Raw genomic sequence first — 23,105 nt, forward strand, 5'->3', positions numbered from 1 at the left:
GGAGCGGGCACCACTCTACCGCACGGTCCCCTCGGGAGCCGGACGCCTAGAGTGGTGGGCAGTCCCGTGCCACCCATGCCGATTCGACCGGAGGACCGACCGTGCCGCACCCGAGCACCGAGGAAGAAGCACGCACGGAGACGGAGCTCTTCGGTCCGTCGGCCGTCACCGAGTACCTCGAGCAGGTGGTGGAGCAGCTGCGGGACGTCCGCGGCGGCGAGCCCAGCTCCTCCATCCCCGCCCTGGCCCGGGCCGACACCGAGCGCTTCGGCGTCGTCATCGCCACCGCGGACGGCCACGTGTACGAGGCCGGCAGCACCCGGGACGAGTTCAGCATCCAGTCGATCTCCAAGGCGTTCACCTACGCGCTCGCCGTGTCCGACCTCGGGGCGGAGGCGGTGCACGCGAAGATGGACGTGGAGCCGAGCGGGGACGCCTACAACGAGATCTCCCTCCAGCCCGGCACCGGGCGCCCCGCCAACCCGATGATCAACGCCGGTGCGATCGCCTCCACCTGGCTCGTCCCCGACAGCGACCGCGACCTGCGCCGGGACCGGATCCGCGAGGCCTACTCGCGGTGCGCGGGCCGGGACCTGGCGATCAGTCCCGAGGTCCTCGCCCAGGAGCACGCCGCCGGGGACCGCAACCGCGCCCTCGGCTACCTCCTGGCCTCCGCCGGGATCATCGAGGGGGACCCGACCCAGGCCCTCGAGGACTACTTCGCCCAGTGCTCGGTGCTGATCACGTGCCGCGACCTCGCCCTGATGGGCGCGACGCTCGCCAACGGCGGCACCAACCCGCTGACCGGGGACGAGGTCTTCGACGTCGACACGGTCTCCCGGGTGCTGTCCGTGATGAGCTCCTGCGGCATGTACGACGACGCCGGCGAGTGGATGGTCCGGGTGGGCCTGCCCGCGAAGTCCGGGGTGGGCGGCGGCATCATCGCCGTCCTGCCCGGGGAGCTGGCCGTGGCGACCTTCTCCCCGGCGCTGGACCGGCACGGCAACAGCGTGCGCGGGGTGCTCGCCTGCGAGCGGCTCTCCCAGGACCTCGACCTGCACTTCACGCACACCGCCCGGGTGGCCCGCTCCACGGTGCGCGCCAGCTACCCGATCGACCAGTCCCCTTCCCTGGTGCGCCGCAACGCCGAGGCCGAGGCGGTGCTGGCCGACCACGGCAAGGACGCCGTCGTCGTGGAGCTCCAGGGCGACCTGCTGTTCACGGGCACGGAGACCGCGATCCGCACCGTCCGCGACGTCGCCTACGAGGCCTCGTACGTGGTGGTGGACATGCGCCGGGTGGACGTGATCGCGGAGTACGCGATGCCGCTCCTGGCCAAAACCCGGGTCGAGCTGCAGGCGGCGGGCCGCACCGTGGTGGCGGTGGCCACGGACCCGGGCTTCGCCGGCTCCTTCGGGGGCGAGCCGCCGCTCGAGGTGTTCCCCAGCCGGGCCGCGGCCATCAAGTGGGTCGAGGACCGGCTGCTCGAGGAGCACGGCGGCCCGGAGTGCACCCCGTCCCGGGTGAAGCCCGTGGAGTCCGAGCTGTTCTCCCGGCTGGACCCCGAGGACGCCCGGGACCTCCGCGCCCGGACCGTCGAGCGGACGTGGGCGGCCGGGGAGAACATCCTGCGCACGGGGCAGAACTTCGCCGGCATCCACCTCATCGTCAGCGGCAGCGTGTCGATGTCCCTGCGCACGCCCACCGGCGAGCGCATCGAGCTGCAGGTCCTCGGCCCGGGGATGAGCTTCGGGGAGCTGGCCCTCGGCACCGGGAACAAGCAGCACGCGACCCTGAGCGCCGTCACCGACGTCACCGCGCGGGTGCTGCTCCCGCAGGCGCTCGCGGAGCTCGAGCAGGAGGAGCCCGCCCTGGGGCTGCGGCTGTGGAAGGCGCTGGCCCGGGACGGCTTCGAGCAGACCGACCAGCAGTGGCGGGACGCGGCGGTGCACGCCTCGACGAGCGACTGGTGAGCGCTCCGTGGCCCGCCGCGGGCCACGGCCGTACGCTGGACGCATGAGCGACGCGCCCCGCCACCACAAGCCGGTGAAGTTCTCCCCGGAGCAGTTCGAAGCGCACGAGGGCGGCCCCGACCCGGCCCGCGTCTCCGAGGCGGCCCACCTCGCCGCCCACGCCCTGGTCTCCCGCGGGCGCGCCAGCGACGATCCCGAGATCAGCCGGCGGCTCATCGAGCTGACCGACGAGCAGGGCCTGGAGGGGATCGCCGAGATGTGGGCCGAGGCCCCGGCGGTGTCCCTGCCCGGGGCCCTGTGGCGGCTCTACGCCCTGCGGGCGGGGGTGCGCAAGGACCCGGTGCGGATGGGCCGCTACTTCACGGCGGGACGGGGCACCGCGCAGGTCTCGCACGTGGTGGCCGGTGTCGCGGAGCCCCCCGGGGCGGACGAGATCACCTCGATGGCGGACGCGATCCTCTCCGGCGCGTTCAACGGGGAGTTCGACGTCGCCCTGGACCGGTTCGCGGCCTTCTGCCGCGTGATCGCCCTCGGCCGGATCCGGCTGGCGGACACCGGGCAGATGCCGGTCGTGGACCCGGACGCGGCCCGGGCGCCGAGCACCGTGGCCCTCACCCAGCGGCTCGAGCGGACCGCGGAGGAGCTCGAGGCCGCGGCGCACCAGTGGCGCCGCGGCCACCTCGACTGAGCCCCGCCGTCCGGGCGTGCGGAGGTCCCGCCGTGCGGGAGCCCACAGCCGCAGGACTTGGCCCCACGGGCACGTCGACTACCATGGAACCCAGGTGCCGGGCCGCGGCAGCCCCGGGCTCCATCACATAGCCGCCACGAGCGGCCTTCCGCCGAGAGGCGCTCCCGGTCCGGCACCGCCCCCCTCCTCCTTCCGGGACCACGGGCCGCCCCCGGGCCGCCCGGCGGCCCCATGTACAGTGGGATCCGCCGTGCTCCGCGGCGCAGGTCACGACGCCCAGGACGGTCAACACATGGCGCTTCGCATCTTCCCGGAGGACGAGCTGGTCCTGGACCTGCTGGCCGACATGTCGGGACAGGTGACGGAGACCGTGCGGCTCCTGTCCGAGCTGATGGGCTCCCCCGAGGCCGACACCGCGACCCTCGACGCGATCCGCGAGTGCGAGGCCCGCTCCACCGACCTGTACTTCTCCGTGATGACCACGGTGCGCTCCACGTTCGTGATCCCCATCCCCCGGCAGGACGTCTACATCCTGGGCCACTGGCTCAACAAGGCCGCGGAGGAGCTGCTGGCGGTCGCGGAGGCGCACGTCGCCTACGCCCTCAGCCGGCCGCCCTCCTACGCCACGGACCAGCTCGGGGTGATCGAGCGGATGTCCGAGCTGACCACCCGGGCGATGCGCGACCTCGGCAGCCTCCAGGGCCTGGACGACTACTGGTACGAGATGCTCCGGCTGGGCAAGCAGTCCGAGCGCATCTACCAGCTGCACATGGGCCACCTGCTCGAGAACCACAAGGCGATCCCCGCGATGCGGCGCGAGCGCGCCGTCCGGCGCTTCGCCGGGGCCGCCCGGGCCCTGGTGCGGGTCTCGACCGAGGTGGGCCGCATCGTCGTGGCGGAGTCCTGAGCCCGTGCTGACGGCCCTGACCGTCCTCGGGATCGTCCTGGCCGTGACCCACACCGTCGTCAACGGTTTCCACGACGCCCCCAACGCCCTCGCCCTGCCGGTGCGCTTCCGCGCGCTCACGCCCCGGGTGGGCCTGGTGTTCACCGCCCTCGTCAACGTCGCCGGCGTGTGGGCCGCCGCGTACCTGCTCGCGGACTGGGTCATCACGGGCGTCCCCGTGCCGCACAGCGTGGTGGGCTCCGCGACGATCGTCTGCGCCCTGGTGACCACGATCGGCTGGAACCTGCTCACGTGGCGGTGGGGCATGCCCAGCTCCTCGACCACGGCACTGGCCGGCGGGCTGCTCGGCGCCCTGCTGGGCGCCCGCGCCGTGGGGCTTACAGCGGTGGACCCGCTCACGGCCACGGCCTTCTACCAGGTCGTCGTGCCCCTGGTGCTGGCGCCGCTGGTCGCCTACGCCGCGGCCTGGGTGCTCGTGGTCCCCCTGCTGCACCTGCTGCGGCACTCGGAGCCGGACGCCACCACGTTCCGCTCCCGGCTCGTCCTGGCCATCGGGGCGGCGGCCGTCTCCTTCGGGCACGGCATCCACCACGGCCGCCGGGCCGTCTGGGTCCTCGCCACGCTGCTGCTGTGCGCCGGCCTCCAGGACCCGCTGGCGGGCGGGGCCGGCCCGTGGCTGTTCCTCGTCGTGGCGGCCGGACTGGCCGTGGGCACCCTGTTCGGGGCCTGGCGGATCGCCTACACCCTGTCCTCCCGGATGATCACGATCGACCCGTTCCGCGGCGCGGTGGCCCAGGGCGTGGCCGGGTCCCTGCTGTTCCTGGGCGGGACGCTGATCCCCGTGCCGATGTCCACGTCCCAGACCACGGCTGCCGCGATCCTGGGCGCGGGACGGCAGCAGCGCTTCCACACGGTCAACGTCCGGGTGGTGCGGCGGGTCCTGCTGGTGTGGGTCCTCACCGTCCCGGCCTGCGGCGTGCTCTCCGGGACGCTCCTGCTCGCCCTCTCACCGCTGCTCTAGACGCCGCAGCGGCGCCGGCGCGGGCCCCGGGCCGTCGGCCCCGGAGCATTGCCTGCCGAGGCGGGCGCACCGACGACGACGGGCGCCGGCCGCCTCCTCGGAGGTGACCGGCGCCCGTCGTCGTCGGTGCCGGGGCGGCTCAGCCGAAGCGGCCGGAGACGTAGTCCTCCGTCTGCTTCTCCCGGGGGTTGCTGAAGATCTCGGAGGTGGGGCCGTACTCGATGAGCTTGCCCGGCTTGCCGGTGCCCTGGATGTTGAAGAACGCGGTCCGGTCCGAGATGCGCGCGGCCTGCTGCATGTTGTGGGTCACGATCACCACGGTGTAGTCCTGCTTGAGCTCGTTGATCAGGTCCTCGATCGCGAGCGTGGAGATCGGGTCCAGGGCGGAGGCCGGCTCGTCCATGAGGATCACGTCCGGCTTGACCGCGATCGCCCGGGCGATGCACAGGCGTTGCTGCTGGCCGCCGGAGAGGCTCGAGCCGGGCTTGTCGAGGCGGTCCTTGACCTCGTTCCACAGGTTGGCGCCCTGCAGGGAGCTCTCCACGAGCGCGTCGGCGTCACCGCGCGAGATCCGCTTGCTGTTGAGCTTCACGCCCGCGAGCACGTTGTCGCGGATGGACATGGTAGGGAACGGGTTGGGGCGCTGGAAGACCATCCCGATCATGGAGCGCACCACCACGGGGTCCACGCCGGGGCCGTAGAGGTCCTCCCCGTCGAGGAGCACCTGGCCCTCGGCGCGGGCGCCGGGAATGACCTCGTGCATGCGGTTGAGGGTGCGCAGGAAGGTCGACTTGCCGCAGCCGGACGGGCCGATGAACGCGGTCACCGACCGGGCGTCGATCCCCATGCCGACGTCCTCGACGGCCAGGAAGTCGCCGTAGTAGACATTGAGGTGGTCGACGTCGATTCGCTTGGACATGTGTGTTCCTTGCTTCTTTCTCGCAGGGGTGCGTGCGGGAGGTGCGTGCGGGATCGGGGTGCGTCAGCGGCCGGCGACCTTGGGCGCGAACGCCCTCGCGACCAGTCGGGCGACGAGGTTGAGCAGCATCACGATCAGGATCAGCAGCAGCGCCGCGGCCCACGCGCGCTGCTGCGAGGGGTCCGGGCTCGTCGGGGACGTGGGCGTCATGATCTGGTAGTAGATGAACGTGGGCAGCGTGGTCATCCACCCGGAGAACGAGTTCCAGTTGATGGCGGTCGCGAAGCCGGCGGTGACGAGCAGCGGGGCCGTCTCCCCGATCACCCGGGCGATCGCCAGGGTCACGCCGGAGGCGATCCCGGAGATCGCCGTGGGGATCACCACCTTGAGGATCGTCCGCCACTTGCGCACGCCCAGGGCGTAGGCGGCCTCGCGGAGCTCGTTGGGGACGATCTTCAGCATCTCCTCGGTGTTCTTCACGACCGTGGGGATCATCAGCACGGTCAGCGCGACCGCCGCGACGAAGCCGAAGCGGGTGGACGGGCCGAACAGGAGCCCGAAGAGGGCCGCGGCGAACAGGCCCGCCACGATGGAGGGGATGCCCGTCATCACGTCCACGAAGAACGTGATGCCCCGTCCCAGCCAGCCGCCCCGCGAGTACTCCACGAGGTAGATGGCGGTCAGCAGGCCGATCGGGACCGACAGCAGGGTGGCCCAGAAGGTGATGGACACGGTGCCCACGATCGCGTGGTACGCACCGCCCAGCACCGGGCCGTCCCCCGCGGCCGCGGCGTTGTCCGTGGCGCCGGTGACACCGTTCATGGACGTCAGCAGCAGGTTCGAGGTCAGCCCGGGGAGCCCGTTGGCGAGGACCGTCCAGATCACGGAGATCAGCGGGATCACCGCGAGGACGAAGGCCGTGTAGACGAGGTAGGTCATCAGGGAGTCCGCGCCCTTGCGCCCGCCCTCGATCATCGAGACGACGATCGGCGCGGCGACCAGGAAGACCGCGGCGGCGAGGACGGCCCAGAGGGCCGTGGAGAAGCCCAGGAGCGCCGCGAGGGCGGCGCCCACCACCACGGCGCCGGCGCCGATCACGGGCACCAGCCACTTCGGCTTCTGGTTGCGGGTGAGCATCGACCGGCGGGGCGAGGACGGACGCACGGGCGTGGGACTGCGGAAGGCGGTGGAGGACATCAGTTGGCTCCCGAGAATTCCTTGTAGCGGGCGACGATGGCGCGGGCGATCATGTTCACGACCAGGGTGATCACGAAGAGGATCAGTCCGGCGGCGATGAGCTCGGACAGCCGCAGGCCGTAGGCCTCCGGGAAGTTGAGGGCGATCTCCGCCGCGATGGTCTGGTTGCCGGACTGCACGAGGGACGCGGTGAGCGGTCCGCTCGAGAGCACCAGGGCCACCGCCATGGTCTCACCCAGCGCACGCCCCAGGGCGAGCATCACCGCGGAGATGATGCCGGGACGGGCGAAGGGCAGCACCGTCATCCGGATCATCTCCCACCGGGTGGCGCCGAGGGCCAGCGCCGCCTCCTCGTGGAGCTTCGGGGTCTGCACGAACAGCTCCCGGGACATCGCCGTGATGATCGGCAGGATCATGATGGCCAGCACGATCCCGGCCGTGAGCATGGTCTTGCCGGTCTGGGACGCGGGGCCGCCGAAGATCGGGACGAACCCGAGGTTGGTCGAGAGCCAGTCGTAGAAGGGCACCACCGAGGAGGCCAGGACCGTGGTGCCCCAGGCTCCGTAGATCACCGACGGGATCGCCGCCAGCAGGTCGATGACGTAGCCCACGGGCTTGGCGATCCGTGCCGGCGCGTAGTGCGAGATGTACAGGGCCACCAGCACGCCGATCGGGGTGGCGATCACCAGGGCGATCACGGCCGCGATCACCGTGCCGATGACCATCGGCCAGATGTAGGACCAGAAGCCGGCCCCGCCGGAGACCTCCTCGGCCGGGGCCTGGAAGGTGGGCAGCGCCTGCAGGAACAGGAACAGCGCCACGGCCGCCAGGACGGCGAGGATCAGCACGCCGGCCCCGAGGCTGAGCCCGGAGAAGATCGAGTCGCCCGCCTTGCCGCCGGCGGCGGTCTTCCTGGTGGTGACGGTGGTGGACATGTCGGGTGCCCCTTCGATTGCCTGACACGGATGGCGCCGGGACGGGGTGGTGCCCCGGCGCGTGGGTCCGGTGACGCGCCTCACGGAGAAGGCGCCTCACACACGAATGTCCCGTTCGGTGCGGGCACGGGCGGAAGGGCCCGGGCCCGCACCGAACGGGACCAGCAGAACTGGATCAGCCGGCGACCGTGATCTGGTCGATCGCCTCCTGCGCGGCGGTGCGCAGGCTCTCGGACATGGGAGCGGAACCGGCGGCCTCGGCCGCCGCCTGCTGCCCCTCCTCGCTGATGACGTACTCGCCGAACGCCTTCGCGAGGTCGGCGGTCTCCTGGGAATCGTACTGCGGGCAGAAGATCTCGTAGGACACGAGCACGATCGGGTAGGTCCCGGACTCGGTGGTGTCGCGCTCCAGGTCCATCGCCATGTCGTACTCGGCGCGGCCCTCGACCGGGGAGGAGTTCTCGACGGCGGCGGAGGCGGCCTCCGGGGAGTAGTTCACGTACTCCCCGCCGACGCCCACGGCCACGGTGCCGAGGTCGCCCACGGCAGAGGCGTCCGCGTAGGTGATGGCGCCCTCGGTGGCGGTGGTGGACTGGACCACTCCGGCGGTGCCCTTGTTGTTCTCCGCGGCCCACTGGGACGGCCAGTTGCCGGAGACCTCCTCGGTCCACACCTCGGGGGCGGCCGCGGCCAGGTACTCCTGGAAGTTCTCGGTGGTGCCGGACTCGTCGTTGCGGTGCACCACGGTGATCGGGGTCTCCGGCAGCTCCGCGTCGGGGTTCTGCTCGGCGATCGCGGGGTCGTTCCACTCGGTGATCTCGCCGGTGAAGACCTGGGCGATGGTCTCGCCGTCCATGTTCACGGTGTCGACGCCGGGCAGGTTGAAGGCCACCGCGATCGGGGAGATGTAGGCCGGGACGTGGAAGCCGCCGTCGGGGCCGCAGATCTCCTTCGACGCCTCGTACTCCTCGTCGTCGAGGTAGGCGTCGGAGCCCGCGAAGTCCGCCCCGCCGGCGGTGAAGGCCTCGCGGCCGGCACCCGAGCCGTCCGGGGAGTACTGCACCGTGGCCTCGGGGTTGGCCTCCTGGAAGCCGTTCTGCCACGCGGTCATGGCGGCCTGCTGGGAGGACGCGCCGATACCCGTCAGCGTGCCGGAGACGCCGGAGCCGGCGGCGGTCTCCGCGGAGTCCGAGCCCTGGCCCGTGGCGTTGTCCGAACCGCACGCGGTGAGCGCGAGCGAGCCGATGGCGAGAACGGCTGCGGAACGGCCGAGGTGGGAAACCTTCACTTGAGTAGCCCCTTCAGATCACAGTGGTGCCCCGTCGAGGGGCCGTCGTTCGATGTGGCGCCGGCAGAGTTCCGGGCCGGTGCGAGAGGTGGACCTGCGGGCGGGCCGCGGACCTCTCACCGAGAGACGTTAGGGAGCGCAGGTGGCCAGATTGGCCCGTGAAGGTGAACGGAGGGTGAACACCGCCCCCCGCAGCCGTGCCGTCGTTGCACATCTCACACCGCGCCCGCCCGATCCCGGCCCGGTGCGGGGGCTCCGGCCCCCGCACCGGCGGTCCCGTGCTGCTCGCCTAGGATGGCCCCATGCAGCCAGGCAACCGTGCGCGAGCCGCGGCCCGCGCGGTGCGCAGCCGCACCCGGATCGGTGTGACGCGGGTCCGGACGGGGCTGCTCCAGAGCTTCCAGATCACGGTCGCCAGCGTCGGCGCCTACGTGATCGCGGAGCAGCTGCTGGGCCACTCCGGGCCCATCTTCGCGGCCACCGCGGCCCTCGTGGCCCTGGGCTTCGCGAAGGACGGGCTGCGCTACCGGCGGGTCCTCGAGGTCTCGATCGGCTGCACCCTCGGCATCGCCGTGGGGGACACGCTGATCCACGTCCTGGGCACGGGCGTCTGGCAGGCCGGCGTGGTCCTGATGACGTCGATCCTGCTCGCCCGCTTCCTGGACAACGGCACGCTGTTCACCACCCAGATGGGGCTGCAGTCGGTGCTCGTGGTCCTGCTGCCGCCGTCCCAGGACGGGGTCTTCGCGCGGTCCACGGACGCGGTCGTGGGCGGGCTGTGCGCCCTGGCCATGGCCTACTTCGTGCCCACGGACCCGCGGAGCCAGCCGCGCCAGGGCCTGCGGGCGCTCGTCGATGAGTTCTCCGGGGTGCTCCGGGAGGCGAGCCGGGCCATGGAGGACTACGACGCCACCGCCGCCTGGCACGCCCTCGTACGCGCCCGGCAGACCCAGCCGCTGGTGGACTCGGTGACGTCCGGGCTGAAGTCGGCCCTCGAGATCGCCACGGCCTCGCCGCTCTACCGCGGCCGCCGCGCGGAGGTCGAGGGGATCGCCCACTCCATCCGCTATCTGGACCTCGCCGTGCGCAACGCCCGGGTGCTCGCCCGCCGCCTCGCCTCCGTGCTCAACCACGTGACGCTCTCCGACGAGGCCGTGGCCGCCATGAGCGCCGCCCTCGAGGACCTCGCGGACGCCGTCGTCACCCTGGGCAACGCGCTCGCGGTGGCCTCCCCCGGCTCCCGGGAGAGCTACCTGCGCCAGGCCCGCAACGAGCTGGCGAACGTGGCCGGGCGCCTGCACCCCGGGCAGATGGGGGTGCGCACCATGGAGGGCGAGACCCTGGTGCTGGACATGCGTCCGATGGTCGTGGACCTGCTGGAGGCGGCCGGGATGACGCACGACGAGGCACGGGACCAGCTCCCCCGGCTCGAGGGGTGGGACCGCGCCTGAGCCGGGTCGGTCTCGGCCCCGAGGCCCCTCAGCCGGCGGTCTCGCCGGGCAGGAGCTCCGCGATCAGCTGCTGGATCCGGGCCCTGATCTCGTCCCGGATGGGGCGCACGGACTCCACGCCCTTCCCCGCCGGGTCCGCCAGCGCCCAGTCCTCGTACCGCTTGCCGGGGTAGAACGGGCACGCGTCCCCGCAGCCCATGGTGATGACCACGTCGGAGTCCTGCACGGCCTCGTCGGTGAGGACCTTGGGGATCTCGGCGCTCATGTCGATGCCCTCCTCGGCCATCGCCGCCACGGCGGCCGGGTTCACGGAGTCCGCCGGCGCGGAGCCGGCCGAGCGCACCTCGATGCGCCCCCGGGAGAGGTGGCTGAGGTAGGCGGCGGCCATCTGCGAGCGCCCGGCGTTGTGCACGCACACGAACAGGACGCTGGGCCGGTCCGTGCGCTCCGCGGTCAGCTCGTCCAGCAGCCGCCGGACCCGGGTGTCGATGTCGTCGCGGACCAGGCGCATCCGCTCGGCGCCCTCGATGCCGCGGGCGGACGGCTCGTCGGTGTGCCAGGTCTCGATGCTCCCGGCCATGCCCTCGACGGGCTCGACCCTCGCCTCGTCCCCCAGGACCACGACCCGGTCCACGGTCCGCAGCAGCTCGGGGTCGATGGGCTTCGGCGTTCCGGAGGACATGTCCGCACCGACCTCGGCGACCACCTCGGCGGACAGGGCGTTGATCCTGCTTCCCGGCGTGGTGCCGGCGGAGTGGACCTCCACCGCCCCTGCGGCGTGGTGTTCCATGAGGGCGGCGGCCATCTGGGACTTGCCGCCGTTCTTGGCGCACACGAACAGGACGGAGGGCTGGGTGGTCTCGCTCAACGGTTGCTCCTGGATCTGGGGGTCAGCGGGTGGGGACGGTGGCATCGCCGGGGAAGAGCTTCCGGCCCACCCACAGGGACACGTAGACCAGCGCGACGAGCACGGGCACCTCAATGAGCGGGCCGACCACCCCGGCCAGGGCCTGACCGGAGGTGACCCCGAAGGTGCCGATGGCCACGGCGATGGCGAGCTCGAAGTTGTTGCCGGCGGCGGTGAAGGCCACGGTGGTGGACTTCGCGTAGTTCAGCCCCAGCGCCCGGGAGGCCAGCAGTGCCACCCCGAACATGAGGAAGAAGTAGACAACGAGGGGCAGGGCGATCCGGGCCACGTCCCACGGGTTCGAGGTGATGGCCTCGCCCTGCAGGGCGAAGAGCAGCACGATGGTGAACAGCAGCCCGTACAGGGCCCAGGGCCCCAGCTTCGGCAGGAACGTGCCCTCGTACCACTCCCGGCCCTTGGCCTTCTCGCCGAGGGTGCGGGTCAGGAACCCGGCCACCAGCGGGATCCCCAGGAACACCAGCACCGAGACGACGATGGACCACACCGAGAACTCCGCCGACGTCGTCGGCAGCCCCAGCCAGGCGGGCAGGACCTGGAGGTAGAACCAGCCCAGGGCGCCGAAGGCGATCACCTGGAAGACCGAGTTGATCGCCACCAGCACGGCCGCCGCCTCCCGGTCCCCGCAGGCGAGGTCGTTCCAGATGAGGACCATCGCGATGCAGCGGGCCAGGCCCACGATGATCAGCCCGGTCCGGTACTCCGGCAGATCGGGGAGGAAGATCCAGGCCAGGGCGAACATCAGGGCCGGGCCCACGATCCAGTTCAGCGCCAGGGACGCGCCCATGAGGCGCCGGTCGGCGGCGATGCGGCGGGTCTCGTCGTAGCGGACCTTGGCCAGGACCGGGTACATCATCACCAGGAGCCCGATCGCGATGGGCACGGACACCTCGCCGATCTTCACGGCCTCCAGGGCGGTGTTCAGACCGGGGACGAAGCGGCCCAGCAGCAGACCGGCCACCATTGCGGCGACGATCCAGACGGGCAGCCAGCGGTCGAGGAAGGACAGATCCTTCATCACGCCCTGGTGGGCGGCGGGGGCGGTGGTGGTGCTCATGGGCGGGCGGACCTCTTCACATCGACGGGCATCTATCCCGCACAGTACGGGTCGCATCGACAGCCGTCAATGTAGGATGGGGGGATGACTCTTGCTCCGGACCTCGACAGCACGGCCGACGCCGGGACCGCCGACCGGTGCACCCCCGGCGCACCGGCCACGGAGTGTTGCTCGCTCTCGGGCGGACCCATGGGCCACGACGACGCCCGGCGCGTGGCGGGCCTGCTCAAGGCCCTGGCCGACCCCACCCGGCTGCGCCTGCTCTCCCACGTGGCCGCCCAGGGCTGCGACAGCGTGTGCGTGTGCAGCCTCACGGACGACCTCGGCATCAGCCAGCCCACGGTCAGCCACCACATGAAGAAGCTCGTCGAGGCCGGGCTGCTCACCCGCGAGCAGCGGGGCAAGTGGGCGCACTACTCCGTGGTGCCCGGGGCGTTCGCGGAGCTGCGCGCCTTCCTCGACCTGCGCTGAGCCGGCCGCGGCGCTTGGGCCGTCCGAGGCGGCGGCTAGCCTGGACGCCATGAGCACCCGCACCCGCCGCAACTCCCCCGCCTACCGCTGCACCGAGTGCGGCTGGAGCACCGCCAAGTGGGTGGGCCGCTGCGGGGAGTGCCAGGCGTGGGGCACGGTCGAGGAGATCGGCGAGCACAAGGCCCGTACCACGGCCGCCCGGTCGATCGCCGAGCCCGCCCGCCCCATCGCCCAGGTGGACGCCACGGTGGCGGCCTCCGCGCCCACCGGGGTGCCCGAGCTGGACCGGGTCCTCGGCGGCGGACTGGTCCCCGGCGCGGTCGTGCTGATGGCGGGCGAGCCCGGGGTCGGGAAGTCGACGCTGCTGCTCGACGTCGCCGCCCGCTTCGCGGAGGGCGCGGGCGAGGGCACCCGCGACGTCCTCTACGTCACCGGCGAGGAGTCCGCGGCGCAGGTGAAGCTGCGCGCGGACCGGATCGACGCCGTGGCACCCACCCTGTACCTCACCGCCGAGACGGACCTGGCCACGGCGCTGGGCCACATCGAGAAGATCTCCCCCCGCCTGCTCGTGGTCGACTCCGTGCAGACGCTGGCCAGCGCCGAGGTCGAGGGCTCCGCGGGCGGGGTGACGCAGGTCCGGGAGGTCGCGGCCTCCCTGATCGCCGCGGCCAAGAAGCGGAACATGACCACGCTGCTCGTGGGGCACGTGACCAAGGACGGCTCCATCGCCGGGCCGCGGCTGCTCGAGCACCTGGTGGACGTCGTGTGCCAGTTCGAGGGCGAGAAGCACTCCCGGATCCGGCTGCTGCGGGCGGTCAAGAACCGCTACGGCCCCACGGACGAGGTCGGCTGCTTCGACCTCACCGAGACAGGTATCACGAGCGTGGAGGACCCCTCGGGCCTGTTCGTCTCCCGCACGGCCCTGCCCGTCTCCGGCACGTGCCTCACGGTGACCCTGGAGGGCCGCCGGCCCCTGCTCGCCGAGGTGCAGGCGCTGCTGGACCGCTCCTCCACCGCCCAGCCCCGGCGGGCCACCGCCGGCCTGGACTCCCAGCGGGTCGCCATGCTGCTCGCCGTGCTGCAGCGGCGGGCCGGCGTGAACCTGGCCGGGCTGGACTGCTACGTCTCCACGGTCGGCGGGGTGAAGCTCACGGAGCCGTCCACCGACCTCGCCGTGGCCATGGCGCTGGCCTCGGCCGCGCAGGACCGGCCCCTGCCGCAGCGCCTGGTGTGCTTCGGAGAGGTGGGCCTGGCCGGCGAGGTGCGGCCCGTCCCGGGCATCGGGCGCCGCATCCAGGAGGTCGCCCGGCTGGGCTTCACCCACGCGGTCGTGCCCGCCAGCCCCACCGGCCCGGGCCCGGTCCCGGCGGGGTTCACCGTCCGGGAGGTGACCACCATCAGCGACGCCATGGAGCTGCTCTTCCCCCGGTCCGCCGCAGCGCCCGCCCGGAACCGGCAGACCGCCGCGGCCGTATGATGTGACCGTGGCGAAGACCCCTGAGAACGCACTGCGCAAGACGCTGGCCCGCATCGCACCCGGCACGGAACTGCGCACCGGTCTCGAGCGGATCCTGCGCGGGCGCACGGGCGGGCTGCTCGTGCTCGGCTTCGACCGCTCCGTCGAGGCCATCTGCTCCGGCGGCTTCGACATCGACACCGACTTCACCGCGCCCAGGCTGCGGGAGCTGGCCAAGATGGACGGCGCCATCATCTGCGACCGGGACGCCACCCGCATCCTCAAGGCCGGGGTGCAGCTCGTCCCCGACGCCTCGATCGGCACCACGGAGTCCGGCACCCGGCACCGCTCCGCCGAGCGCACCGCCAAGGAGACCGGGGTCCCGGTGATCTCCGTGAGCCAGTCCATGAGCGTCATCACGATCTACGTGGGCGAGACCCGGTACGCCATCGAGGGCTCCCAGTCGATCATGGCCCGTGCCAACCAGGCCCTGCAGACCCTCGAGCACTACAGCCACCGGATGGAGCAGGTGCTCGGCAACCTGTCCTCGCTCGAGATCGAGGCGTCCGTGACGGTGCGGGACGTGGCCCTGACCCTCCAGCGCATGGAGATGGTCCGGCGGATCTCCTCCGAGATCGGCTGGTACGTGCTCGAGCTCGGCGTGGACGGGCGGCTCATCGCGCTGCAGCTCGAGGAGCTCACCGCGGGCACCGGCCCGGGACCGGACGTGGTGCTGCGCGACTACCTGCCCGACGGCACGCCCGCGGAGGGCATCGAGGAGGGGCTGGGGCGGCTCGCCGAGCTCACGCCCACGGAGCTCATCGACCTGCAGCGGATCGCGGTGTCGGTGGGTCTCGTCGAACCGCAGGGCAGCCTCGAGACGGACCTGCACCCGCACGGCTACCGGCTGCTGGAGGGCATCAAGTCGATGCCGCGGGCGGTCGCCAACCGGCTGGTGCGCCAGTTCGACGGCCTGCAGTCCCTGATGGCCGCCAACCTGGAGGACCTCAAGGCGGTCGAGGGCATCGGCGAGCAGCGGGCCCGCACGGTGCGCGAGTCCCTCTCCCGGATGGCCGAGACCAGCCTGCTCGAACGCTTCATGTGAGCCGCGCGCGGCGCGCTCACTCCAGGACGAACGGCACGGGCTCCGCGGTGCGCTCCCCGAGGGACGTCACGAGACGGTAGTACCCGGCCTGGGCCTCGCCCCCCGCCTCCGTGCAGCCCTCGGCGGTGCGCAGGCGGTTCCACGTGAGCCGGGCGACCTCCTCCTGTCCGGGCTCGACCGTCACCTCCGCGTCCTCGGAGCCGGCCTGGCAGTGCCTGCTGTCGAAGACGGTGTCCGCCCCCGAGGTCACCTCGTAGACCATCTGGGACGTGCCCGCGTTGACGCGGCAGGGGTCCTCCCCGGTGTTCTCCAGGGTCAGCTCGAGGACCGGCTCGACGTCCTCCGGGTAGCTCTCCCGGTCCGTCGACGCCCGCACGGCGAGGTCGGGGCCGCATTCCTCGACCGGCCCCTCCGTGGCGGGCGCGGACGCGGACCCGGAGGCCGACGCGCTCTCGTCCGGCCGCGGGGTGAAGTCCGCGAAGGGCTCCTCCGAGGCCGCGGCGGCCGAGGCGGTGGCGGCCTCCGGCGCCGGGACGTCGTCCGTCTCCCCGGAGCCGAGCATGCCCGCGACGGCGGAGACCAGTCCCACCGCCACCAGCACGAGCAGCACGCCCGCCGCGAGGCCCGCCACGAGCCGGCGGCGCCGGTACACCTCGGGGCTCAGGCGCCGGGATCCGGGGTCGCGGGGAGCTCGTCCGTCGTCGTCGTGACCGTTCCCCGACCGTCCGTGGGGGGTGCTCCCGGAACCCTTCTGCGCCATGCTCCCAGGCTACAGTGGACTGCGATGAGCTCCCCGCACACTGCCCCGCCCGCCGCCGCGGAGCCCGCTCCGCCGGGCCTGCACCGGGCCGTGACCGACTGGTTCGACGCCGCCGCCCGGGACCTGCCGTGGCGGGACCCGTCCTGCTCCCCGTGGGGGGTCATGGTCAGCGAGTTCATGCTCCAGCAGACGCCCGTGGTGCGCGTGCTGCCCGTGTGGCGGGCGTGGATGCAGCGCTGGCCGCGGCCCGCGGACCTCGCGGCGGAGAGCGCCGGGGAGGCCGTGCGAGCCTGGGGCCGGCTCGGCTATCCGCGGCGGGCCCTGCGGCTGCACGCGGCCGCCGTCGAGATCACCGAGCAGCACGGGGGCCGGGTGCCGGCCGCGCACGAGCTGCTGCTGGCCCTGCCCGGGGTGGGCGCCTACACGGCCGCCGCGATCGCGGTCTTCGCCTTCGGCGACCGGCAGACCGTGGTGGACACGAACATCCGCCGCGTGCACGCCCGGGTGGTCACGGGGCGGGCCCTGCCCTCGCGGTCGCTGACCGCCGCCGAGCTGCGCCTCGCGGAGGAGCTGATGCCCGCCGACGACGCCCTGGCCGTGCGCTGGAACCAGGCTGTGATGGAGCTCGGCGCCCTCGTCTGCACGGCCCGCTCGCCCCGCTGCGAACAGTGCCCGGTGCGGGACGCGTGCGCGTGGGTTGCCGCGGGCCGGCCCGAGCCCGTCGAGGCGCCCCGCGGCCAGGCCTGGCACGGCACGGACCGCCAGGTCCGTGGGGCGATCATGGCCGTGCTGCGGGCCGGGTCCGCGCCGGTGCCGGCGCCCTCCCTCACGGGGCCCGTGGACGTCGCCACGGGCGCGGGCCTGACGCCGGAGGCCCTCCGGGCCCTGGACGCCCTGCACGGGCTGGGCGCCCCGGAGGAGCAGCGCCGGCGCGCCCTGGACGGGCTGGTGCGGGACGGGCTGGCCGCCGCGGGACCGGCCGGGGTCAGTCTTCCGGGCTGAGCTCGAGCAGCATCCGGGTGTTGCCGAGGGTGTTGGGCTTCACCCGGGCGAGGTCCAGGTACTCGGCGACGCCCTCGTCGTGCGAGCGCAGCAGCTCGGCGAACACGTCGGGGTGCACCTGGTTCTGGTTGGGCATGACCTCGAAGCCGTGCCGGCTGAAGAAGTCGACCTCGAAGGTCAGGCAGAACACGCGCGAGACCCCCACGGCGCGGGCCCGCTCGATCAGCCCGGCCAGCAGGGTGCGCCCCACCCCTCGGCCCCGCCACTCGTCGGAGGTGGCCAGGGTGCGGACCTCGCCCAGGTCCTCCCACATCACGTGCAGGGCGCCGCAGCCGACGAGTCCGGCCTGCTCGTCGCCGACCGCCTCCACGACCAGGAACTCCTGGATGCCCTCGTAGTAGGCGACCGTGTCCTTGTTGATCAGCACCCCGGCGCGCGCCAGCGGGGCCACGAGGTCCTTGATGGCGGGGACGTCGGAGGTGCGGGCGGGTCGCAGGCGCAGGTCGGTCACGACCCCCAGTGTACGCTTGCGAACTCCGCCGGCCCGCCGGAGCCGCTCTCCGTGACCGTCCCCACTTGGGCGGACGCCGAGGGGCCCGCCGCGCGGTTGCGCGACGGGCCCCTCGGCGGGTGCCGGACGGACTCAGCCCTCGGAGCGGTTCTCACCGTCGCCGCGGGCGACGTCGACGTCCTCGAGGCCGCCCATCGGGTCGACCATGCCGTCGCCCGTGAGGTCGGACATCGGGGTGGAGGAGAAGGTCAGCTTCTCCGCGTCCCCCTCGCCCTCGGTGTCCACGAAGATCTTCTCCCCGGTGCTGATCTCCCCGAAGAGGATCTTCTCGGACAGCTGGTCCTCGATCTCCCGCTGCATGGTGCGGCGCAGCGGGCGGGCGCCCATGGACGGGTCGTAGCCCTTGCGGCTGACCCACCGCTTCGCGGCGTCGGAGAGCTCGATCGACATGCCCTGGTCGCGCAGCCGCTCCTGCAGCCGGGCCACGAACAGGTCCACGATCTGCACGATCTCGTTCTCGGTGAGCTGCGGGAAGACGATGATCTCGTCCACGCGGTTGAGGAACTCGGGCCGGAAGTGCTCCTTGAGCTCGTCCTGCACCTTGGCCTGCATGCGCTCGTAGTTGGACGCGGGGTCCACGCCGGTCTGGAAGCCGACGGGGACGGCACGGGAGATGTCCTTGGTGCCCAGGTTCGTGGTCATGATGATCACGGTGTTCTTGAAGTCCACCACCCGGCCCTGCGAGTCGGTCAGGCGACCGTCCTCGAGGATCTGCAGCAGCGAGTTGAACAGGTCCTGGTGCGCCTTCTCGACCTCGTCGAAGAGCACCACCGAGAACGGCTTGCGGCGCACCTTCTCGGTGAGCTGGCCGCCCTCCTCGTAGCCCACGTAGCCCGGAGGGGCGCCGAAGAGCCGGGAGACGGTGTGCTTCTCCTGGTACTCGGACATGTCCAGGGTGATGAGGGCGTCCTCGTCCCCGAACAGGAACTCCGCCAGCGCCTTCGCGAGCTCGGTCTTGCCGACGCCCGTGGGCCCGGCGAAGATGAACGACCCGCCCGGGCGCTTGGGGTCCTTCAGGCCCGCACGGGTGCGGCGCATCGACCGGGAGAGCGCCTTGATGGCGTCGTCCTGGCCGATGATGCGCTTGTGCAGCTCGTCCTCCATGTGCAGGAGACGGCCCGTCTCCTCCTCGGTGAGCTTGTAGACGGGCACGCCCGTGGAGGCGGAGAGGACGTCGGAGATGACCTCGGGGGTCACCTCGGCGAGCTCGTCGCCGCCCTCGCGCCAGGCACGGTCCTTGTCGTCCCGCTCGGCGATGAGCTTCTGCTCCGTATCGCGCAGCGAGGCGGCCTTCTCGTAGTCCTGGCCGTCGATCGCGGCCTCCTTGAGCCGCTTGACCTCGACGATGCGGTCGTCGAGCTCCTTGATCTCCGGCGGGGCGGTCATCCGCTTGATGCGCAGCCGCGCACCGGCCTCGTCGATCAGGTCGATCGCCTTGTCCGGCAGGAACCGGTCGGAGACGTACCGGGCGGCCAGGTGCACCGCGGCCTCGAGGGCGTCGTCCGAGATCGAGACGCGGTGGTGCGCCTCGTACTTGTCGCGCAGGCCCTTGAGGATCTCCACGGCGTGCGCCTCGGAGGGCTCGTCCACCTGGATCGGCTGGAAGCGGCGCTCGAGGGCCGCGTCCTTCTCGATGTGCTTGCGGTACTCGTCGAGGGTCGTGGCGCCGATCGTCTGCAGCTCGCCCCGGGCCAGCATGGGCTTGAGGATCGAGGCGGCGTCGATCGCGCCCTCGGCCGCGCCGGCGCCCACGAGGGTGTGGATCTCGTCGATGAACAGGATGATGTCCCCGCGGGTGCGGATCTCCTTGAGCACCTTCTTGAGCCGCTCCTCGAAGTCGCCGCGGTAGCGGGAGCCCGCCACCAGGGACCCGAGGTCCAGGGTGTAGAGGTGCTTGTCCTTGAGCGTCTCCGGGACGTCGCCGCGCACGATGGCCTGGGCCAGGCCCTCGACCACCGCGGTCTTGCCCACGCCGGGCTCGCCGATCAGCACCGGGTTGTTCTTGGTGCGCCGGGAGAGGATCTGCATGACCCGCTCCATCTCGCGGAACCGCCCGATGACGGGGTCCAGCTTGCCCTCGCGGGCGGCGGCGGTGAGGTTGCGGCCGAACTGGTCCAGCACGGCCGAGCCCGCGGGCGTGCCCTCGGACTGGCCGGCCGAGCGCACGCCGGCGCCCTCCTTCTCGGGGGTGCCCCCGCCCTGGTAGCCGGAGATCAGCTCCAGCACGGTGGAGCGCACCTTCTGGGGCTCCGCGCCGAGCTTGGTCAGCACCTGCGCCGCCACGCCCTCGCCCGCGCGGATGATGCCCAGCAGGATGTGCTCGGTGCCGATGTAGTTGTGGCCGAGCTGGAGGGCCTCGCGCAGCGAGAGCTCGAGGACCTTCTTGGCCCGGGGGGTGAAGGGGATGTGCCCGGACGGGGCCTGCTGGCCCGGTCCGATGATGTCCTGGACCTGCTCGCGGGCGCCGGTGAGGGTGATGCCCATCGAGTCGAGCGCCTTGGCGGCCACTCCCTCGCCCTCGTGGATCAGCCCGAGCAGCAGGTGCTCGGTGCCGATGTAGTTGTGGTTGAGCATCCTGGCCTCTTCCTGGGCCAGCACCACGACCCGGCGGGCGCGGTCGGTGAAGCGTTCGAACATGGATACTCCTCAGTCGATGTCTGCACCCGATGCTACGCACCCGAGGGGGCGATCGGGGGGCTGTTCGCCACCGGCGAGAAGACCGGGGGGCCGGGGCGCGGGCGGTCCCCGGAACAGCCCGGGGGAAATGCCGGTGTTCGCGTCCGCACCGGCAAAGGCGCAGGTCATCAAAAGAATGCCGGGGCATTTCGCGCCCGGGCCCCGCGGCGGCCGATAGGGGCACGGACCCGGCGGGAGGAAAAGGGAAAGGAGGGACCGGCGGACCGGTCCCTCCTCTATTCCGCCGGACGCGGAACGCGCGCTCTTATTTGTGGGCGTCGTAGTACGCCTTCTGCACGTCCTGGTGAATACGGCCGCGGTCGGAGACCGGGTGGCCGTTCTCGCGGGCCCACTGCCGGATGGCGGCGGTGTCCGGGTTGGACTTGCCGGTGGGCCGGGCCTGCTTGGGCGTCTGCTTGCCCTGCTGGGCGCGCCGGGCCTTGGCGATGAAGGGCCGCACGGCGTCGCGCAGCTTGGCGGCGTTCTCCTCGGAGAGGTCGATCTCGTACTGCGCGCCGTCGAGGCCGAAGCGCACGGTCTCCTCCGCGGGCCCGCCGTCGAGGTCGTCCTCGAGAATGATCTGCACGGTCTGTGCCATAACTGGAACTCTCCTCCGCCTTTCGGCGCTCGTCTCTGCCCGGCCGCGCCGAGAGCGGCGCTTCCTGAGGCGGTGCTGATTCCCCCGTGTGATACCGGATGATCCTGATCGTGAATTCCGGAGAACTCCGACGGACCCGAACACCCGGCGTCGTCGAGTTTATCCTACAATTACCGGGCGGAATTCAACAGCACGAAAAAGCAGACAAACAGGGCGCCAATTCGAATTCATCCGAAAGACGGTGCGGCGGGGCCGGGAGCTCAGCGCTCCGTCCGGCGGCCGCGGCGCGGGGAGTGGCCGAACGGCAGGTCCTCGCCGTCGCGCTGCTTGAGCTCCTCGTACCAGCGCTCGGCGTCCTCCTGCGAGCGGGACTCGACGGCGCGCTCCGTGCGGTCGCCGCGGAAGATCCAGCGGAGGATGAACCAGAAGATGATGCCGATGCTGATCGAGGGCAGCAGGACAGCGATGTATTCCATGGGTGCGATTCTCCCGGGGAGATCTGGGCGGAGGCTGGGGACGGCGAGGGGCCGCGGCACGGCCGCGGCCCGGACTCAGTCCTGCTCGGGCTTCATGAGGGGGAACAGGATGGTCTCCCGGATCCCCAGGTCGGTGAAGAGCATGATGAGCCGGTCCAGGCCCAGGCCCAGCCCGCCCATGGGCGGGGCGCCGTGCTCGAGGGCGCGCAGGAAGTCCTCGTCCAGCCGCATGGCCTCGTCGTCGCCGGCCGCGGCCCGGTGGGACTGCTCGGTGAGCCGCTCGCGCTGGACCACGGGGTCGATCAGCTCGGAGAACGCCGTGCCGCGCTCCATCCCGCCGATGATCAGGTCCCACGCCTCGATCAGGCCGTGCTCGGAGCGGTGCTGGCGGGCGAGCGGCTGCGCCGAGGGCGGGTAGTCGCACACGAAGGTCGGCTGGACCAGGGTGGGCTCCACGATCTCGCCGAACAGCTCGAGCACGTACTTCTCCGCGTCCCACATCGGGCCGACGGGGACCTCGTGCTCCTCGGCGATCCGGTGCAGGGTCTCCACCGGGGTCTCCGGGGTGATCCGCTGCCCCACGGCCTCGGAGAGGGCGGGGTAGACGGACAGCCAGCGCCACTCCCCGCGCAGGTCGATCGTGCCCTTGTCCGTCTCGATGGTGTCGACGCCCAGGGCGTCGGCGCACGCGAGGATGATCTCCTTGATCCGCTCGGCCATCGTGAACTGGTCGGCGTAGGCCTCGTAGGCCTCCAAGGTGGTGAACTCGGGGCTGTGCGAGGAGTCGACGCCCTCGTTGCGGAAGACCCGCCCGATCTCGAAGACCCGCTCGATCCCGCCGACCACGGCGCGCTTGAGGTAGAGCTCCGTGGCGATGCGCAGGGTCATGTCCTGGTCGAAGGCGTTGAGGTGCGTCTCGAACGGGCGGGCCGTGGCCCCGCCGTGCACGAGCTGCAGGATCGGCGTCTCGATCTCCACGTAGCCGCGCTCCACCAGGACGTTGCGCACCGTCTGGATGATCCGCGCCCGCTGCACGACGACGTCGCGGGCCTCGGGCCGGACGATGAGGTCGAGGTAGCGCCGGCGCACCCGGGTCTCCTCGCTGAGCTCGTTGTGCAGCGTGGGCAGGGGCCGGAGCGCCTTGGACGCCATGGTCCAGGCGTCGGCCATCACGGAGAGCTCGCCGCGGCGGGAGGCGATCACCTCGCCGTGCACGGCCACGAAGTCGCCGAGGTCCACGAGGGACTTCCACTCGCCCAGGGACTCCTCCCCCACCTTCGCCAGGGAGAGCATCACCTGCAGGCGGGTGCCGTCCCCCTCCTGGAGGGTGGCGAAGCACAGCTTGCCGGTGTTGCGCACGAAGACCACGCGCCCGGCCACGCCGACGAACTGCCCGGTCTCCTCGCCGGGCTCGAGGTGGCCGTGGGCCTCCCGCACCTCGGCGAGGGTGTGCGTGCGCTCCACGCCCACGGGGTAGGCCTCCCGGCCTGACTCGAGGAGCCGGGCGCGCTTGGCGAGGCGGAACTGCATCTGGTCCGAGAGCTCGGCCTGCTCGGCCTCTGCCTGGGCGGTCGGGGAGGTGTTCTGCGCGTTGGTCACAGTTGTCCAGGATAACGGGGAGGGTCAAAT

21 protein-coding genes and 1 pseudogene are annotated in these 23,105 nt (G+C 72.1%); 9 read left to right on the forward strand and 13 right to left on the reverse strand.

What is annotated here, in order from left to right; all coding sequences use genetic code 11:
* Window positions 1-101: 101 nt before the first annotated feature.
* The 4 genes from glsA (at window position 102) to RF644_RS13865 (ending at window position 4,589) form a co-directional block, all read left to right on the forward strand.
* Window positions 102-1,973 (forward strand): glutaminase A, encoded by a 1,872-nt coding sequence (gene glsA, locus RF644_RS13850; protein WP_368796915.1) that lies wholly within the window; start codon window positions 102-104, stop codon window positions 1,971-1,973.
* A 43-nt stretch (window positions 1,974-2,016) separates the two neighbouring features.
* Entirely contained in the window at window positions 2,017-2,661 is a 645-nt protein-coding gene (locus tag RF644_RS13855) for a hypothetical protein (protein WP_017832008.1), read from the forward strand.
* Between the two features lie 292 nt (window positions 2,662-2,953).
* Window positions 2,954-3,568 carry a DUF47 domain-containing protein gene (locus RF644_RS13860; protein WP_368796916.1) on the forward strand — a complete coding sequence of 205 codons (615 nt, stop codon included), beginning with the start codon at window positions 2,954-2,956 and terminating at the stop codon, window positions 3,566-3,568.
* 4 nt (window positions 3,569-3,572) lie between these two features.
* Window positions 3,573-4,589, forward strand: a complete 1,017-nt coding sequence (locus RF644_RS13865) for an anion permease (RefSeq protein WP_368796917.1) — start codon at window positions 3,573-3,575, stop codon at window positions 4,587-4,589.
* Window positions 4,590-4,728: 139 nt separating this feature from the next.
* Here RF644_RS13865 and pstB read toward each other — a convergent pair whose 3' ends face one another.
* The 4 genes from pstB to pstS form a co-directional block, all read right to left on the reverse strand.
* Complete coding sequence (pstB, locus tag RF644_RS13870; protein ID WP_095650878.1) at window positions 4,729-5,508, reverse strand: phosphate ABC transporter ATP-binding protein PstB; 780 nt, start codon at window positions 5,506-5,508, stop codon at window positions 4,729-4,731.
* Window positions 5,509-5,571: 63 nt separating this feature from the next.
* Window positions 5,572-6,705 carry a phosphate ABC transporter permease PstA gene (pstA, locus tag RF644_RS13875; RefSeq protein ID WP_017832012.1) on the reverse strand — a complete coding sequence of 378 codons (1,134 nt, stop codon included), beginning with the start codon at window positions 6,703-6,705 and terminating at the stop codon, window positions 5,572-5,574.
* Window positions 6,705-7,640: a phosphate ABC transporter permease subunit PstC gene (pstC, locus tag RF644_RS13880; RefSeq protein WP_126349852.1), complete on the reverse strand. Its 936-nt coding sequence runs from the start codon at window positions 7,638-7,640 to the stop codon at window positions 6,705-6,707. Before pstC ends, pstA begins: the two co-directional genes overlap by 1 nt.
* A gap of 175 nt (window positions 7,641-7,815) precedes the next feature.
* Window positions 7,816-8,928 (reverse strand): phosphate ABC transporter substrate-binding protein PstS, encoded by a 1,113-nt coding sequence (gene pstS / locus RF644_RS13885; RefSeq protein WP_368796918.1) that lies wholly within the window; start codon window positions 8,926-8,928, stop codon window positions 7,816-7,818.
* A 302-nt stretch (window positions 8,929-9,230) separates the two neighbouring features.
* On the opposite strand from pstS, the gene RF644_RS13890 reads away from it, so the two are divergent.
* Window positions 9,231-10,379 (forward strand): aromatic acid exporter family protein, encoded by a 1,149-nt coding sequence (locus RF644_RS13890; RefSeq protein ID WP_368796919.1) that lies wholly within the window; start codon window positions 9,231-9,233, stop codon window positions 10,377-10,379.
* Between the two features lie 28 nt (window positions 10,380-10,407).
* Here RF644_RS13890 and RF644_RS13895 read toward each other — a convergent pair whose 3' ends face one another.
* From RF644_RS13895 to arsB, 3 genes and pseudogenes are all read right to left on the reverse strand, one after another.
* On the reverse strand, window positions 10,408-10,836 hold the full coding sequence (locus RF644_RS13895; RefSeq protein WP_368796995.1) for an arsenate reductase ArsC: 429 nt from the start codon (window positions 10,834-10,836) through the stop codon (window positions 10,408-10,410).
* An 18-nt stretch (window positions 10,837-10,854) separates the two neighbouring features.
* Window positions 10,855-11,292 (reverse strand): annotated as a pseudogene (locus tag RF644_RS13900) (low molecular weight phosphatase family protein); the annotation flags it as partial.
* Window positions 11,270-12,361: an ACR3 family arsenite efflux transporter gene (arsB, locus tag RF644_RS13905; RefSeq protein WP_368796920.1), complete on the reverse strand. Its 1,092-nt coding sequence runs from the start codon at window positions 12,359-12,361 to the stop codon at window positions 11,270-11,272. The gene arsB and the pseudogene RF644_RS13900, both read right to left, overlap by 23 nt.
* Window positions 12,362-12,445: 84 nt before the next feature.
* Between arsB and RF644_RS13910 the strand changes: the two genes are divergently transcribed.
* Genes RF644_RS13910 through disA form a run of 3 tightly spaced genes read left to right on the forward strand, consistent with a single transcriptional unit; the run spans window position 12,446 to window position 15,393 of the window.
* A complete protein-coding gene (locus tag RF644_RS13910; RefSeq protein WP_368796921.1) occupies window positions 12,446-12,832 on the forward strand; it encodes an ArsR/SmtB family transcription factor in 387 nt (128 codons plus the stop codon).
* 49 nt (window positions 12,833-12,881) lie between these two features.
* Window positions 12,882-14,309, forward strand: coding sequence for a DNA repair protein RadA (radA, locus tag RF644_RS13915; RefSeq protein ID WP_095650876.1), 1,428 nt, complete (start codon window positions 12,882-12,884; stop codon window positions 14,307-14,309).
* Window positions 14,310-14,316: 7 nt separating this feature from the next.
* On the forward strand, window positions 14,317-15,393 hold the full coding sequence (gene disA, locus RF644_RS13920) for a DNA integrity scanning diadenylate cyclase DisA (RefSeq protein WP_031282255.1): 1,077 nt from the start codon (window positions 14,317-14,319) through the stop codon (window positions 15,391-15,393).
* Window positions 15,394-15,409: 16 nt separating this feature from the next.
* Here disA and RF644_RS13925 read toward each other — a convergent pair whose 3' ends face one another.
* Window positions 15,410-16,153: a hypothetical protein gene (locus tag RF644_RS13925; protein ID WP_368796922.1), complete on the reverse strand. Its 744-nt coding sequence runs from the start codon at window positions 16,151-16,153 to the stop codon at window positions 15,410-15,412.
* A 24-nt stretch (window positions 16,154-16,177) separates the two neighbouring features.
* Between RF644_RS13925 and RF644_RS13930 the strand changes: the two genes are divergently transcribed.
* Window positions 16,178-17,155, forward strand: coding sequence for an A/G-specific adenine glycosylase (locus RF644_RS13930; protein ID WP_368796923.1), 978 nt, complete (start codon window positions 16,178-16,180; stop codon window positions 17,153-17,155).
* Here RF644_RS13930 and RF644_RS13935 read toward each other — a convergent pair.
* The 5 genes from RF644_RS13935 to lysS all read right to left on the reverse strand — a co-directional run bounded on the left by RF644_RS13935 (window position 17,139) and on the right by lysS (window position 23,075).
* Entirely contained in the window at window positions 17,139-17,666 is a 528-nt protein-coding gene (locus RF644_RS13935; RefSeq protein WP_133411178.1) for an amino-acid N-acetyltransferase, read from the reverse strand. The genes RF644_RS13930 and RF644_RS13935 overlap by 17 nt on opposite strands.
* A 132-nt stretch (window positions 17,667-17,798) precedes the next feature.
* On the reverse strand, window positions 17,799-20,363 hold the full coding sequence (locus tag RF644_RS13940) for an ATP-dependent Clp protease ATP-binding subunit (RefSeq protein ID WP_035926045.1): 2,565 nt from the start codon (window positions 20,361-20,363) through the stop codon (window positions 17,799-17,801).
* A 304-nt stretch (window positions 20,364-20,667) separates the two neighbouring features.
* Window positions 20,668-21,000 (reverse strand): Lsr2 family protein, encoded by a 333-nt coding sequence (locus tag RF644_RS13945; RefSeq protein ID WP_368796924.1) that lies wholly within the window; start codon window positions 20,998-21,000, stop codon window positions 20,668-20,670.
* Window positions 21,001-21,260: 260 nt separating this feature from the next.
* Window positions 21,261-21,476: a hypothetical protein gene (locus RF644_RS13950; RefSeq protein ID WP_017832026.1), complete on the reverse strand. Its 216-nt coding sequence runs from the start codon at window positions 21,474-21,476 to the stop codon at window positions 21,261-21,263.
* A 75-nt stretch (window positions 21,477-21,551) separates the two neighbouring features.
* The gene (gene lysS, locus RF644_RS13955; RefSeq protein WP_095650873.1) at window positions 21,552-23,075 is read right to left on the reverse strand and encodes a lysine--tRNA ligase; all 1,524 of its coding nucleotides are present in this window, start codon (window positions 23,073-23,075) and stop codon (window positions 21,552-21,554) included.
* Window positions 23,076-23,105 lie beyond the last annotated feature (30 nt).

It is taken from the genome of Kocuria sp. CPCC 205258 (assembly GCF_040981005.1).
GTDB classification, from domain to species: Bacteria; Actinomycetota; Actinomycetes; order Actinomycetales; family Micrococcaceae; genus Kocuria; species Kocuria rosea.